Origin of the sequence: uncultured Streptococcus sp., from assembly GCF_963456385.1 — a bacterium.
Classification (GTDB): Bacteria; Bacillota; Bacilli; order Lactobacillales; family Streptococcaceae; genus Streptococcus.
On the sequence record NZ_CAUOLF010000011.1, the window covers coordinates 1 to 13,906 of the forward strand.

Consider the following 13,906-nt stretch of genomic DNA (forward strand, 5'->3'; position numbering starts at 1 on the left):
TCAAAGCAGACTTATCTTGCCGTTATAGATGATTTGAAAAAAGCAGGCGCAGAAGCTGTTATCTTGGGTTGTACCGAGATTGGTCTTCTCGTCAAGCAATCCGACACTGACCTGCCACTCTACGACACAACGGTGATTCATGCAGAGAAAGCAGCGGAGTGGGCGGTAAATAAATGATTATAGAAGACAAGCACAACCGCAAGATGGGACATGTGACTTTGTTTAGTGATGTGCCGGATAGTGTGGCTGAGTTTAGGAATAATTATTAAAAGAGGTAAAAAATTTATGGCTTTTACAACTGAGACACGACCTATTAATGATATTTTTCAGAGATCAGTAGAATATAGTATTCCACGATATCAAAGGAATTATGTTTGGAAAGAAGTTAACTGGAGAGAATTATTAGTTGATATTCGTTTTTCGATGAATAATGGGGATGAAATTCCTTGGTCTCATTTTTTAGGAACCATTGTACTTAGCAAGCTGAACAATGAAAAAGGTATTGATAAATACGAAATTATTGATGGACAGCAACGTCTAACTACTATTTATATTTTAATTATTGCTTTGTATAGAAAACTAATAGAACTAAATGATGAAACTGCTAAAAATAGAGGGAAATACATTTTTAACTCATTTATTTCTAGTCTAAATAATGAATCACAAAGGATTCCTGTTATAAAGAATGAAGACTTTGATGAAGATATCAAAGAAATAATTGACGCTGCGACAGCTAAGGAAGTAGTCAAAGTATCCAAATCAAATAATTATTATAATTTGTATTCATTTTTTTATAATGAATTTAAGTCTTCTATTTTTGATGAACTATCACAATTTATTGATAAGTTGCTGAGTGCAAAAGTTGTAGAAATTATTTCTGATCAAGAAGAAGAAATTTATAATATATTTGAAGTACTAAATGCTAGAGGACAAAAACTTAAGCAGATAGAGCTTCTTAAAAATCATATTATGAAGTACGTCCAACCAAGAGAAGACGCATTTATTGATAAAGCCAAACAAACATGGAGAAGAATTGAAACTAACTCCAGTAAATTAAGTAATCCTGATTCACTACTACAAGGGTTTGCAAAATGTTATATCAAGAAACAGGCTAGTAATTTAGAATCTGTCTATCGTTTGATAAAAGAAGAAGTTCCAGTTGATGAACTATCTGATTTTCTTCATAATCTCAACGAATATGCAGAAGTTTTTATTGAAATTTCTGATAAGGATACAGATGATCGTACAATTGAATATTTCAATATTAAACGAAATCAACAAGTTAAGCCACTTCTAAGCGCGATATTATTAAAAGAAAAGCAAGGAGTCATTGACGAAAAACTAAAGTTAGAAAGTTTTAAAACGATAAGAAACTATTTCTTTGCTTTTAATACGTTCAGACTCTCAAGTAATAGATTGGAAAAACTAGTAGCCAATTTATCATATGATATTTATCATTCTAGCTTTCCTACAGAATTTAAATTGTATTTATCACGTTTCTTTTATGAAGCCGCTACACTTCTTCCTGATGGAGATTTAAAGAAGACATTTAGCGAAAATAAGACATTCCGTTTTTCTAATAAAGACGATACATTATCTAAAAACAGAGCCCTTGTTCGCTATGTTTTAGGTGTTTTGTATGAATTAGATCATTTAGATACAAAATTACCTATAACTAAACTTACTATAGAACATTTGTTATGTGATGATGGTTATACTGATAATTCTTTAATCCAAAATTTAACACTGACAAGTTCTGAAATTAATTCGGAGGAGTTGGAGAATAAAACTTTAGTAGAAAAATTAGATATTTTAGAAAAACGTTCTACGATTAAAAGTAACCAAAAGCTAAAAGATTACTTAGATGATAATGGTAATTTTGATTTTCAACATAGAAAAGAAGACTTGTTAAATATTATTTTTAATGATGCTTTTCAATTTAATCCTGCTCAATTTGATATTACAAAAGAAGATATAGATAACTATTTCAAGACTCATGAGTTGTTAAAGAATAATAACTTGGAAAAATTGTTAAATTTGTTGAAAGAAAAAGGTAAACATTTTGAAAGAGTGTTAACAAATGATCCTAAGTTGGTGGAAGAATTTAACAGATATAGAGAAATCAAGGAGGATCAAAAATGATCAACCGTTACTCTCGCCCTGAAATGGCGAACATTTGGACTGAGGAAAATAAGTACAAGGCTTGGCTAGAGGTAGAGATTCTGGCTGATGAGGCTTGGGCTGAGCTGGGTGAGATTCCCAAGGAAGATGTGGCCTTGATTCGTGAGAAGGCAGGCTTTGACATTGACCGCATCTTGGAGATTGAGCAGGAGACGCGCCACGATGTGGTGGCCTTTACTCGTGCGGTTTCTGAGACGCTGGGCGAGGAGCGCAAGTGGGTGCACTATGGCCTGACCTCGACCGATGTGGTGGATACGGCCTACGGCTACCTCTACAAGCAGGCCAATGACATTATTCGTGAGGACCTGCGTCGCTTTACCGACATTATTGCAGAGCGGGCGCGGGAGCACAAGTTCACCATCATGATGGGACGGACCCACGGGGTGCATGCGGAGCCGACGACTTTCGGCCTTAAGCTCGCAACTTGGTACAGCGAAATGAAGCGCAACATCGAGCGTTTTGAGCTTGCGGCTGCGGGTGTGGAAGCTGGGAAAATTTCTGGTGCGGTTGGGAACTTTGCCAACATTCCGCCATTCGTGGAAAGTTATGTCTGTGAGAAATTAGGCATCCGTCCGCAGGAGATTTCGACTCAAGTATTGCCACGTGACCTCCACGCTGAATACTTCTCTGCTTTGGCCTTGATTTCGACATCTATCGAGCGCATGGCAACTGAGATCCGCGGTCTGCAAAAGTCTGAGCAGCGCGAGGTCGAAGAGTTCTTTGCCAAGGGTCAAAAAGGATCTTCAGCTATGCCTCACAAGCGCAATCCAATCGGCTCTGAAAATATGACTGGTCTTGCGCGTGTCATTCGTGGTCACATGGTGACAGCCTTTGAGAATGTCTCTCTCTGGCATGAGCGCGACATTTCCCACTCATCAGCTGAGCGGATCATCGCTCCGGACACGACCATTCTCATCGACTATATGCTCAACCGCTTTGGTAATATCGTCAAGAACCTGACCGTCTTCCCAGAAAATATGAAGCGTAACATGAACTCAACCTTTGGTCTTATTTTCAGCCAGCGGGCTATGTTGACCTTGATTGAAAAAGGCATGACGCGGGAGCAGGCTTATGACTTGGTGCAGCCAAAGACTGCCCAGTCTTGGGACAATCAAGTGGACTTCAAGCCTTTGCTCGAAGCGGACCCAGAAGTCACTTCTCGTCTGACTCAGGAAGAGATCGATGAAATCTTCAACCCAGTTTACTATACAAAACGCGTAGATGAAATCTTCAAGCGTGTGGGGCTAGATTAAACAAAAAAATAGGCACTTCGTAAGAAGCGCCTATTTGCTTTATCTTAAATTTGACTGGCCAGTTGCCCGATTTTCTTGAGCATTTCTTGGCGTTGTTGGTCTGTTTTACGTTCTACTCCGTTGAGCTCGGTCAGTTTGACTGGAGAAATACCACAAAGTTTCAGGACTTGATTTTTAAGTACCTTGCCGTAGTCTTGGACGAAAGGCAGAGCAAAACCTGGTGTGTTGTGGCTGACGATAATCCAGCCGGACTTGCCTTGCAGGTGGCCTTGGAGTCCGACTTTCTTATAAGAGTAGGCAAAGTCAGCAGCAAAGACACGGTCGATAAAGCCTTTGAGAATGGCCGGCATACCGCTCCACCAGATAGGAAAAATGAAAATCAGGTGGTCTGCCCAGGTAATCAAATCCCGGTATTTGGCCATTTCAGGGTCTTTGTGCAGGTCACGGCGTCTATGTTCTTGGTCAAAGCGCAAAATCGGGTCAAAATTTTCAGCATACAAGTCCAAGGTTTTCACCTCATGCTTCTTAGAAAGGTTGCTTTGAACCTCTTTGAGAATAGCAGTATTGAAGCCAGTTGGGCTGGGGTGGGTGTAAATAATCAAGGTTTTCATGATCGTTCTCCTTTGATATAAATGTCAAGCATGTGCTCGATCGTGCTTTGGATGGCTTGAGGATCAAGGTCTTGTCCGATAGGACTGTTGGTCAGAACGGCTAGGCCTGTGATAAAGCTCCAAAAGTGAAAAAGGCTTTCTGCTTCGCTATTGCTAAAATTTTCCTCCTCGCGAAGCTTTAAAACAAGCTCCTTAAATTTATCAAATCCAGGCAGGTCAGACTCCAAGAGAATGGTGTCCTGAGTCACCTTCATATATTTAAAAGGAAATTTGATAAAGAGAGCTTCGAAAAAATGAGGGTAGGTCTTGGCAAAAATAATGAAATTAAGTCCAAGCCGGGTCAGCTGATCACGCGCAGAACCTGTCGCATCAATATTTTCATTGATTTCCTGATTGAGAAACAGCGAAAGCTGGGTCAAAACTACCTTGAGGTAGCCTTCCTTGCTCTCAAAATGGCGGTAGGGGCTGCCGTGAGTTACACCGCAGGCCTTGGCAACAGTCCTGAGCGAAAGCTGTTCAATTCCGTGTTTTCCGATTTCGTCAATCCCTGTTTGGATGAGTTGTTCTTTCAGCTGGGCAGTATTGCGTTTCATTCATTTTCTCCTAAAGTATACACTGTCTACTTATTTATCTTTAGTATACACTGTCTACTTTTTCTTGTCAACTAATTTGATGCTTTCTTCTAGTCTAGGATGTGGCAGAATTTGCTTTCGGTAAGATAAAATGTTAAAATAACATTAAAATGATAGCGCTTTCTTTTTAGAGAGAATTGCTCGTTGTAAAGAAACGCTGAGAAACGGAGGACATCTATGAAGAAAATTATCAACGATCCAACAGCGGTTGTGGACGAGATGCTGGACGGCTTGGCCTATATTCACAGCGATTTGGTTTATCGGGTGGAGGGCTTCGATATCATTGCCCGCAAGAGTGAGAAGACAGGCAAGGTTGGCTTGATTTCTGGCGGTGGCAGTGGTCATGAGCCTTCCCACGCGGGCTTTGTTGGGGAGGGCATGCTGTCGGCCGCTATCTGCGGAGCGGTCTTTACTTCACCAACACCAGACCAGGTCTTGCAGGCTATCAAGGAAGCAGATGAGGGAGCTGGGGTCTTCATGGTGATTAAGAATTACTCCGGTGACATCATGAACTTTGAAATGGCTCAGGAAATGGCTGAGATGGAAGGAATTGAGGTGGCTAGTGTCGTCGTAGATGACGATATCGCAGTGGAAGACAGTCTCTATACTCAAGGTCGCCGTGGAGTGGCTGGCACCATTCTTGTCCATAAGATTCTAGGGGATGCGGCGCGTGCAGGCAAATCTCTGACTGAAATCAAGGCTTTGGCTGATGAGCTGGTCAAAAATATTCACACGGTTGGCTTGGCTCTGAGCGGGGCAACCGTACCGGAAGTCGGCAAGCCTGGTTTTGTTTTGGCTGATGATGAGATAGAGTTCGGTATTGGCATCCATGGTGAGCCAGGCTATCGCAAGGAAAAGATGCAGCCGTCTAAGGACTTAGCTAAAGAATTGGTCGAAAAACTCAGTCAGTCCTTTGAGCTCAAATCTGGCAAAAAAATTGGTATCCTCATCAATGGTATGGGGGCAACACCGCTCATGGAGCAGTATGTCTTTGCGGCAGATGTAGCAAATCTCCTGGCAGATGCTGGAGTCGAAGTTGTTTACAAAAAGCTGGGTAATTACATGACCTCCATTGATATGGCGGGGATTTCTCTGACCTTTATCCAGCTGGACCAGCCAGACTGGCTGACAGCTCTCAACAGTCCTGTCACAACAGCCGCTTGGTAAGGAGGTACTTATGGACGCAGCAAGAGCAAAAAAATGGATGCAGTTGTTCAACGAGAAGATCCAGGACCAGAAAGTCTACCTGTCTGATCTCGACACTCCCATCGGCGACGGTGATCATGGCGCCAATATGGCCAGGGGAATGGCGGCAGCAGTAGAGAGTCTAGCTGCTAAGGACTTTGCCAGTGCGGCTGAGGTTTTTCAGGCTGTTTCTATGCAGCTGATTAGCAAGGTCGGCGGTGCTTCCGGACCTCTCTATGGCTCAGCTTTCATGGGTATGGCCAAAGCTGAAAAAGACGGCAAAGACTTGTCAGAAGTCATCCAAGCTGGGCTGGACATGATTCAGAAGCGGGGCAAGGCTGTGCCAGGTGAGAAGACCATGGTGGATGTCTGGTCGGGGATTCCCATTTCTCTGCAGTCCGGAGACTTGACGCGTGAAATGATTGGTTCCCTAGTGGAAGCGACTAAGGATTTGAAGGCGACCAAGGGGCGGGCTTCCTATGTCGGTGAGCGCTCTATCGGTCATATCGATCCCGGTTCGGCTTCATCTGGTCTCCTCTTTGAGGCTCTTCTAGAAACGGAGGCAGGCTGATGGCAGATACTGGCATTCTTATCGTTTCTCATTCCAAAAACCTGGCCCAAGGCTTGTTTGACCTCATTTCGCAGGTGGCGGCAGATGTGAGCATCAGCTATGTAGGCGGGCTAGAAGACGGCAGCATTGGTACGAGCTTTGAAGGGATTCAGGCAGCTTTAGATGCTAATGACAAGGACACTATTTTGGCCTTTTTCGATCTGGGTTCGGCTCGGATGAATCTGGAAATGGTCGCGGACTTTTCTGACAAGGAAATCATTATCAATAATGTTCCCTTAGTAGAAGGCACTTATACGGCTGCTGCCCTTCTTCAGGCTGGGGCAGATTTACCTAATGTTTTGCTTCAGGTCCGTGAATTAGAAATAAAGAAATAGCAGGTTTTCTAGAGACTTAATAAACGACTTCATTTGCAAAATAAAGAACATTTTATATCAAAAAGCTGAGATTCAATCCCAGCTTTTTTGCTTTATCACTGTACCAATTTCAGGGGAATAGCCAGTGTTTCTTATTTTTTCTTCCTTAGGATAATTGAAAAACAGGACAAATTAATAGGCCCTGTTTACTTTTTGACACAATTCACTTTTTAATGAACAAAAGTTCTTAGAATGGATTGCAAATTGGTATAGATAGACTTATAATAGATATAAGTACACAAGATGAAACAAAAAACGACAGCCGATTAGAAGCCATCGTTTTCAATCTTAGTGGTCCCGATTGCAGGAAATGAACTTGATCTTGAAGAAGTCGCCGCGTTTGTAAGTTTCGCTGTACTCTAAGATCTGTCCAGTGCTTTCCAGCTGGGTAATCTTCACCTGATGAACGGTCGGGAAGTTGGTATCAACTTCCAGCACTTTCGCAACATCTTTTGGTGTTGGGAAGACAATTTCATTGGTCTCTTCAAAATGCTCATCATTCATGTGAATGTGGTAGTCAGTTTTGAAGCGGTTGTAGATAGAGCTGTAGTAGTCCATATCTGGATAGTTAGGATTGATGTACTGCTCAGGGATATAGGTTTGGTGATAGATATAGACTTTATCGCCAGTCCGTCTGATCCGGTCGATCTTATAGTAGAACTGCGTTGGTGCTAGTTCTAGCTTATCTAAGATTTTCAGGTCATTCCCGCGTTTAATGGAGAGAACAGTCACCTTATCTTTTTGGATAGGGAAGGTCTCAACGTCAGAAAATTCCACCAGTTTGTGCTTTCTTGCACGTGAAACGAAGGTTCCCTTGCCTTGTTGGCGGATGATGTAACCATCGTTGGCCAGTTCATTCAAAGCGCGGACAACGGTAATGGAGCTGACATTAAACATCTGAATCAGCTCAGCCTCTGTGTAAAACTTATCGCCATTTTCAAATTTGCCAGAAATGATTTGCTGCTTGAGCTCATCTTTGATTTGTTGGTATTTTGGAATAGCCATTTTGTTCACCTCTCTTTTTTTACTTTTCTTACTTAAGATTTTAACATATTTTTAAAAAAAATGTTGACATTTATGCAAAAATTTATTATATTAATATTAATAAGAGATGAAAGCGGTTTTATACCTGAGGAAACATCAGATGGCAAGATTCAAAATTGGTCATTCCTTCTGTTTGGATGATCGGGAGTTTAAGATTTTATCGGGAGCCATTCACTATTTTCGGGTACAGCCTGAGGATTGGTATCATTCCCTTTATAATCTCAAAGCTCTGGGCTTTAACACAGTGGAGACTTATCTTCCCTGGAATATGCACGAACCCCAAAAAGGTGTCTTTAATTTTCAAGGGATTTTAGATATTGAGGCATTTTTACAGACGGCTCAGGATTTGGGACTTTATGCCATTATCCGCCCTTCGCCTTTTATCTGCGCGGAGTGGGAGTTCGGTGGTCTGCCGGCCTGGCTGCTCAATGAAAATATGCGCATCCGCTCATCAGATGAAGCCTTTCTGCAGGCCGTAGCCAGCTATTATGACGAGCTGCTGCCGCGACTGACTCCAAGGCTGCTGGACAATGGGGGTAATATCCTCATGATGCAGGTGGAAAATGAGTACGGTTCTTATGGGGAAGACAAGGCCTACCTGAGAGCAATCAGACAGCTCATGGAAGAGCGCGGTGTGACCTGTCCGCTCTTCACATCAGATGGACCTTGGCGGGCCACACTGAAAGCCGGTACACTGATTGAAGATAATCTCTTTGTGACAGGAAATTTCGGCTCCAAGGCAGATTATAACTTTGGTCAGATGCAGGAATTCTTTGACGAGCATGGCAAAAAGTGGCCACTCATGTGTATGGAGTTCTGGGATGGCTGGTTCAATCGCTGGAAAGAACCTATCATCAAGCGAGATCCAGACGAGCTGGCTCAAGCTGTTCACGAAGTGCTCCAGCAGGGCTCAATCAATCTCTATATGTTTCATGGCGGTACCAACTTTGGCTTCATGAACGGCTGTTCGGCCAGAGGTGTCATTGACCTGCCACAGGTAACTTCCTATGACTATGATGCTCTACTCAATGAGCGTGGCAATCCGACGGATAAGTACTATGCAGTCCAGAGGATGCTGAAAGAGCATTATCCAGAGTATCCACAGATGGAGCCGCTGGTGAAAGAGTCTTTTGAACTCAGGAATATCCCGCTCAGTCAGAAAGTTAGTCTCTTTGAGACATTGCCAGACTTGGCTCAGCCTATCGAAAGTCTCTATCCGATGAAGATGGAGGAGTTGGGGCAAAATGTCGGCTACCTGCTCTATCGAACTTGGGCTAGTTGGGATGCTGATCAGGAAAGGCTCCGTGTCATTGATGGCCGCGACCGTATGCAGCTCTATGTGGACGGTCAGCACATAGCAACCCAGTACCAGACAGAAATCGGTCAGGATATCATGGTGGACGGCCAGAAAAAGACAGAGCACCAGATTGATATTTTGATGGAGAATATGGGTCGGGTCAATTATGGCCACAAGCTCTTGGCAGATACCCAGCAGAAGGGGATTCGCACAGGTGTCTGCAAGGACCTGCACTTCCTGCTTGACTGGCAGCATTATCCATTGCCGCTGGACCATCCAGAAAAGATCGACTTTTCAAAAGGGTGGCAGGAAAAGCAACCAGCTTTCTACGCTTTTGACTTTAAAATGAAAGCGCTTAAAGATACTTACCTGGATCTGTCCGACTTTGGCAAGGGCGTCGTCTTTGTCAACGGTGTCAGCATTGGCCGTTTCTGGAATGTCGGACCGACCTTATCGCTCTATATCCCGCACAGCCTGCTCAGAGAAGGCGACAATCGCATTATTATCTTTGAGACAGAAGAGATCTACAGCGAAACCATTCACTTAGTTAACCAACCTACATTTAAAACAATAAAGGGGGAAAATCTATGACAATAGTAGGTGCACGTATCGATGGACGTTTGATCCATGGACAGGTAGCCAATCTTTGGACTACCAAGCTTAACATTTCACGCATTATGGTGATTGACGATGAGGTAGCTGAAAACGCTATCGAAAAGAGCGGGCTCAAGCTCGCAACGCCAGCTGGTGTGAAACTTAGTGTCTTGCCGATTGCTAAGGCAGCAGAAAATATCTTGGCCGGCAAGTATGATTCACAGCGACTCTTGATTGTCGCTCGCAAGCCAGACCGCTTCCTGCGGTTGGTCGAAGCTGGTGTTCCACTGGAAACGCTGAACGTCGGCAATATGTCTCAGTCAGATGAAACTCGCTCCATTACCCGCTCTATCAACGTGGTAGATGCAGATGTTGAAGCCTTTCACAAGCTGCATGAAAAAGGAGTCAAACTGACAGCGCAAATGGTTCCCAACGATCCAGTTGAGGATTTCATGAAGTTATTAAAATAAGACAAAATTTTAGGAGGACATTGTTATGATACAATGGTGGCAAATTTTACTACTCACTTTGTACTCAGCTTATCAAATCTGTGATGAGTTGACCATCGTTTCTTCAGCAGGATCCCCTGTATTTGCTGGTTTCATTACTGGCTTGATTATGGGTGATTTGACGACCGGTTTGTTTATCGGTGGTAGCCTGCAATTGTTCGTTCTTGGTGTAGGGACATTTGGTGGGGCTTCTCGTATTGATGCGACATCAGGTGCCGTTTTGGCGACAGCCTTCTCCGTAGCACAAGGCATTAAGCCGGAGTTGGCTATTGCGACAATCGCAGTACCGGTAGCAACTTTGCTAACTTACTTTGATATCTTAGGTCGTATGACAACGACTTATTTCGCGCACCGTGTGGATGCAGCAATTGAACGCTTCGACTATAAAGGTATTGAACGCAACTATCTCTTAGGTGCCCTTCCTTGGGCTCTGTCTCGTGCCCTCCCAGTCTTTCTGGCTCTGGCATTTGGTGGAACATTTGTTCAAGCGATAGTAGATGGTGTTGCTGGTGTGAAATGGCTGGCTGCAGGTTTGACGCTGGCAGGTCGTATGCTTCCAGGACTTGGGTTTGCTATCTTGCTTCGTTACCTTCCAGTTAAACGTAATCTTCACTACTTAGCTCTTGGTTTTGGCTTGACTGCTATGCTGACTGTGCTTTACTCAAACATCCAAACTTTGGGTGGGGCTGTATCTAGTATTGTTGGAACTCTTCCAAAAGATGCTGCAATCACATTTGCCAACAACTTCAAAAGCTTGTCTATGATTGGTGTGGCGATCTTTGGTGTTTTCCTTGCAGTACAGCATTTCAAATACAGCCAAAGAACAGTAGCTGCTGCTCCAGCTGCTAGTACAAAATCAGAAAGTGAGGAAATTGAAGATGACGAACTCTAATTATAAATTAACAAAAGAAGATTTTAAACAAATCAATAAACGCAGCTTGTTCACTTTCCAATTAGGCTGGAACTACGAGCGGATGCAAGGTTCTGGTTACCTCTACATGCTCTTGCCTCAGCTGCGCAAAATGTATGGTGACGGCACTCCTGAATTGAAAGAAATGATGAAATTGCATACGCAATTCTTCAATACTTCACCTTTCTTCCATACTATTATTGCAGGTTTTGACCTAGCTATGGAAGAAAAAGACGGCGTTAAATCAAAAGATGCGGTCAATGGTATCAAGACAGGTCTTATGGGGCCGTTCGCTCCTCTTGGAGACTCCATCTTTGGCTCACTTGTACCAGCTATCATGGGATCTATCGCTGCTACCATGGCTATTGCAGGCCAGCCTTGGGGAATTTTCCTTTGGATTGCTGTAGCAGTTGCTTATGACATTTTCCGTTGGAAACAGCTAGAATTCGCCTATAAAGAAGGGGTCAATCTCATTACCAACATGCAAAGTACTTTGACAGCTCTTGTTGAAGCGGCTTCTGTACTGGGTATCTTCATGGTGGGTGGTTTGATTGCTACTATGATTAACTTTGAAGTATCTTGGGTATGGAACATCGGTAAAAAGGCTATTGATTTCCAAGACATGATGAATCTGATTTTCCCACGTTTGATTCCAGCAGTCTTTACAGGCTTTATCTTCTGGCTCTTGGGCAAGAAAGGAATGAACTCTACTAAGGCTATCTTCATTATCATTATCATGGCAGTAAGCTTCTCTGCTATCGGCTACTTCCTGCTGGGACAAGTACCAGAGTAATGGAGTAATTTATGAGTAAGAAATTAGTTTTAGTCAGCCACGGTCGCTTTTGTGAAGAACTGAAAACCACTACGGAAATGATTATGGGGCCTCAGGAAGACATCCATGCAGTAGCCCTGCTTCCGGAGGAAGGTCCAGAAGATTTCGCAGCTAAATTCTTAGAGACGGTCAAAGATTTTGAGGATTACTTGGTTTTTGCGGATCTCTTGGGGGGCACTCCTTGTAATGTAGTCAGCCGCTTCATTATGGAAGGACAGGATATCGAGCTTTATGCGGGGGTCAATCTGCCCATGGTCATTGAGTTTATTAACGCTTCTTTGACAGGAGCAGAAGTTAGCTATCCATCCAAAGCAGCAGAGAATATTGTTAAGGTTAATGATGTCCTAGCAGGCCTAATGGATGATGAAGATGAATAAAAACTTGAACAATCACTTCTAGTTGGGTCAAGTCCTTGCGCTGTCAGCAGATGGGAGACTGCTGATAGGTAAGGATTGGCCACAGTGGTTGATTCAGGCATATTGGTCTAAGGGGAATTTGGGAGATGCCTCTTGGCCTAGGGAAATGGGTGGTTCAGCATTGCAAAATGCAGTCGCTGTCTGGTTTGAAAAAGCTTGTTAAAAGCATATTTCAAGCCTGGCCATCGTTGCGGGGGTGGGACAGTGAGCCGAAAATCTTTGATTTTCTGGATTTCTGTCTCGCTCCCCCTTTTTTCAAATGATGGAAAGGAATGAGAAAGAGAATGTTAGATTATTCACAGGAAGAATTGCAGCGTCTGGGGGCTGACATCACAACGAGAGAAATCTACCAGCAGCCTGAGGTCTGGCAAGAAGCTTTTGACAGTTACAAGGCTCAGGCCGCAGATATCGCTGCTTTTCTGAAAAAAATCGAGGACAAACATGACTACATCAAGGTCATTTTTGCCGGAGCAGGCTCATCAGCCTATGTCGGAGATACTTTGACGCCTTATTTTAGGAAGATTTATGATGAGCGCAAATGGAATTTCAATGCCATTGCGACGACAGATATCGTTGCCAATCCCTTGGTGCATCTGAAGAGAGAAGTACCAACAGTGCTGGTTTCCTTTGCCCGCAGTGGAAATTCCCCAGAAAGTGTAGCGACTGTGGACTTGGCCAAGCAGCTGGTAGATGACTTGTATCAGATTACCATTACCTGTGCTGCCCAAGGCAAGTTAGCCCAGCAGTCCCAAGGTGATGAAAAGAATCTTTTGCTCCTGCAGCCAGAAGCTTCTAACGATGCTGGCTTTGCCATGACTTCTAGCTTCAGCTCTATGATGTTGACAGCCCTTTTGGTCTTTGACCGGGCTGAGCTAGCCCAGAAGGAAGCCAAGGTTACGGCTCTGATTCAGCTCAGTCAGGATGTTTTAGAAAACGTTGCAGATGTGCAGCAGCTGGTTGATTTGGATTTCAGTCGGGTCATTTATCTAGGGGCAGGGCCTTTCTTTGGTTTGGCACATGAAGCCCAACTCAAGATTTTAGAGCTGACAGCCGGCCAAATTGCGACCATGTACGAAAGCCCAGTCGGTTTCCGGCATGGCCCTAAGTCGCTGATTAACCAAGACACAGTCGTTTTGGTCTTTGGTTCGGCAGATGCCTATACCAAGGCTTATGATTTGGACTTGGTGAGGGAAGTGGCTGGTGACGGGATTGTCCGTAGACTGGTCTTGCTGACTGACCGGGAGGAGCAGTTGGAAGGAGTCGGTCAAGTAGTGCTAAGTACCCAAGAGCCTCTGGGAGATAGCTATCGCATCTTCCCTTACATTGTTTACGCTCAGCTCTTTGCCCTCTTGTCCTCGCTCAAGGTCAAAAACCGTCCAGATACACCGTCTCCGACAGGCACGGTCAATCGTGTAGTACAGGGAGTTATCATTCACCCTCTTGGGCAGTAAGAAAAGG

Annotated in this window: 15 protein-coding genes; 12 read left to right on the top strand and 3 right to left on the bottom strand. The window is 43.8% G+C overall.

Features of this window, described 5'->3' with window-relative positions; all coding sequences use genetic code 11:
• The 3 genes from RP262_RS05775 to purB all read left to right on the top strand — a co-directional run.
• On the top strand, positions 1–177 hold a 177-nt coding region (locus tag RP262_RS05775; RefSeq protein WP_311154590.1), incomplete at its 5' end, for an aspartate/glutamate racemase family protein.
• A gap of 108 nt (positions 178–285) precedes the next feature.
• Positions 286–2,142 (top strand): DUF262 domain-containing protein, encoded by a 1,857-nt coding sequence (locus RP262_RS05780; RefSeq protein ID WP_311154554.1) that lies wholly within the window; start codon positions 286–288, stop codon positions 2,140–2,142.
• A complete protein-coding gene (gene purB / locus RP262_RS05785) occupies positions 2,139–3,434 on the top strand; it encodes an adenylosuccinate lyase (RefSeq protein WP_311154555.1) in 1,296 nt (431 codons plus the stop codon). Before RP262_RS05780 ends, purB begins: the two co-directional genes overlap by 4 nt.
• 44 nt (positions 3,435–3,478) lie before the next feature.
• On the opposite strand, the gene RP262_RS05790 is transcribed toward purB, so the two are convergent.
• A complete protein-coding gene (locus RP262_RS05790; protein WP_311154556.1) occupies positions 3,479–4,045 on the bottom strand; it encodes an NAD(P)H-dependent oxidoreductase in 567 nt (188 codons plus the stop codon).
• A complete protein-coding gene (locus RP262_RS05795; RefSeq protein WP_002894377.1) occupies positions 4,042–4,638 on the bottom strand; it encodes a TetR/AcrR family transcriptional regulator in 597 nt (198 codons plus the stop codon). Before RP262_RS05795 ends, RP262_RS05790 begins: the two co-directional genes overlap by 4 nt.
• 216 nt (positions 4,639–4,854) lie before the next feature.
• Between RP262_RS05795 and dhaK the strand changes: the two genes are divergently transcribed.
• From dhaK to dhaM, 3 genes are read left to right on the top strand one after another with little or no spacing between them, the layout of a single operon-like run.
• Positions 4,855–5,844: a dihydroxyacetone kinase subunit DhaK gene (gene dhaK / locus RP262_RS05800; protein WP_311154557.1), complete on the top strand. Its 990-nt coding sequence runs from the start codon at positions 4,855–4,857 to the stop codon at positions 5,842–5,844.
• A gap of 10 nt (positions 5,845–5,854) precedes the next feature.
• Positions 5,855–6,433 carry a dihydroxyacetone kinase subunit DhaL gene (gene dhaL / locus RP262_RS05805; protein ID WP_311154558.1) on the top strand — a complete coding sequence of 193 codons (579 nt, stop codon included), beginning with the start codon at positions 5,855–5,857 and terminating at the stop codon, positions 6,431–6,433.
• Positions 6,433–6,807, top strand: a complete 375-nt coding sequence (gene dhaM / locus RP262_RS05810; RefSeq protein WP_060976538.1) for a dihydroxyacetone kinase phosphoryl donor subunit DhaM — start codon at positions 6,433–6,435, stop codon at positions 6,805–6,807. Before dhaL ends, dhaM begins: the two co-directional genes overlap by 1 nt.
• Positions 6,808–7,134: 327 nt before the next feature.
• Here dhaM and RP262_RS05815 read toward each other — a convergent pair whose 3' ends face one another.
• The gene (locus RP262_RS05815; RefSeq protein WP_002907683.1) at positions 7,135–7,851 is read right to left on the bottom strand and encodes a GntR family transcriptional regulator; all 717 of its coding nucleotides are present in this window, start codon (positions 7,849–7,851) and stop codon (positions 7,135–7,137) included.
• A gap of 106 nt (positions 7,852–7,957) precedes the next feature.
• Here RP262_RS05815 and RP262_RS05820 point away from each other — a divergent pair, with 106 nt between their 5' ends.
• From RP262_RS05820 to RP262_RS05845, 6 genes are all read left to right on the top strand, one after another.
• Positions 7,958–9,778 (top strand): beta-galactosidase, encoded by a 1,821-nt coding sequence (locus tag RP262_RS05820; RefSeq protein ID WP_311154559.1) that lies wholly within the window; start codon positions 7,958–7,960, stop codon positions 9,776–9,778.
• Entirely contained in the window at positions 9,775–10,251 is a 477-nt protein-coding gene (locus RP262_RS05825) for a PTS system mannose/fructose/N-acetylgalactosamine-transporter subunit IIB (protein ID WP_002898809.1), read from the top strand. Before RP262_RS05820 ends, RP262_RS05825 begins: the two co-directional genes overlap by 4 nt.
• Before the next feature lie 25 nt (positions 10,252–10,276).
• On the top strand, positions 10,277–11,182 hold the full coding sequence (locus RP262_RS05830) for a PTS mannose/fructose/sorbose/N-acetylgalactosamine transporter subunit IIC (protein WP_311154560.1): 906 nt from the start codon (positions 10,277–10,279) through the stop codon (positions 11,180–11,182).
• A complete protein-coding gene (locus RP262_RS05835) occupies positions 11,169–11,993 on the top strand; it encodes a PTS system mannose/fructose/sorbose family transporter subunit IID (protein WP_002907685.1) in 825 nt (274 codons plus the stop codon). The genes RP262_RS05830 and RP262_RS05835 overlap by 14 nt, the downstream gene beginning before the upstream one ends.
• Before the next feature lie 11 nt (positions 11,994–12,004).
• Entirely contained in the window at positions 12,005–12,409 is a 405-nt protein-coding gene (locus tag RP262_RS05840) for a PTS sugar transporter subunit IIA (protein WP_002894390.1), read from the top strand.
• A gap of 311 nt (positions 12,410–12,720) precedes the next feature.
• On the top strand, positions 12,721–13,899 hold the full coding sequence (locus RP262_RS05845) for an SIS domain-containing protein (RefSeq protein WP_311154561.1): 1,179 nt from the start codon (positions 12,721–12,723) through the stop codon (positions 13,897–13,899).
• The last annotated feature ends 7 nt before the right edge of the window (positions 13,900–13,906 follow it).

Coding starts and splice junctions, on each gene's coding strand:
- RP262_RS05780 (WP_311154554.1), top strand. CDS start 286: ATGGCTTTTACAACTGAGACACGACCTATTAATGATATTTTTCAGAGA.
- purB (WP_311154555.1), top strand. CDS start 2,139: ATGATCAACCGTTACTCTCGCCCTGAAATGGCGAACATTTGGACTGAG.
- RP262_RS05790 (WP_311154556.1), bottom strand. CDS start 4,045: ATGAAAACCTTGATTATTTACACCCACCCCAGCCCAACTGGCTTCAAT.
- RP262_RS05795 (WP_002894377.1), bottom strand. CDS start 4,638: ATGAAACGCAATACTGCCCAGCTGAAAGAACAACTCATCCAAACAGGG.
- dhaK (WP_311154557.1), top strand. CDS start 4,855: ATGAAGAAAATTATCAACGATCCAACAGCGGTTGTGGACGAGATGCTG.
- dhaL (WP_311154558.1), top strand. CDS start 5,855: ATGGACGCAGCAAGAGCAAAAAAATGGATGCAGTTGTTCAACGAGAAG.
- dhaM (WP_060976538.1), top strand. CDS start 6,433: ATGGCAGATACTGGCATTCTTATCGTTTCTCATTCCAAAAACCTGGCC.
- RP262_RS05815 (WP_002907683.1), bottom strand. CDS start 7,851: ATGGCTATTCCAAAATACCAACAAATCAAAGATGAGCTCAAGCAGCAA.
- RP262_RS05820 (WP_311154559.1), top strand. CDS start 7,958: ATGAAAGCGGTTTTATACCTGAGGAAACATCAGATGGCAAGATTCAAA.
- RP262_RS05825 (WP_002898809.1), top strand. CDS start 9,775: ATGACAATAGTAGGTGCACGTATCGATGGACGTTTGATCCATGGACAG.
- RP262_RS05830 (WP_311154560.1), top strand. CDS start 10,277: ATGATACAATGGTGGCAAATTTTACTACTCACTTTGTACTCAGCTTAT.
- RP262_RS05835 (WP_002907685.1), top strand. CDS start 11,169: ATGACGAACTCTAATTATAAATTAACAAAAGAAGATTTTAAACAAATC.
- RP262_RS05840 (WP_002894390.1), top strand. CDS start 12,005: ATGAGTAAGAAATTAGTTTTAGTCAGCCACGGTCGCTTTTGTGAAGAA.
- RP262_RS05845 (WP_311154561.1), top strand. CDS start 12,721: ATGAGAAAGAGAATGTTAGATTATTCACAGGAAGAATTGCAGCGTCTG.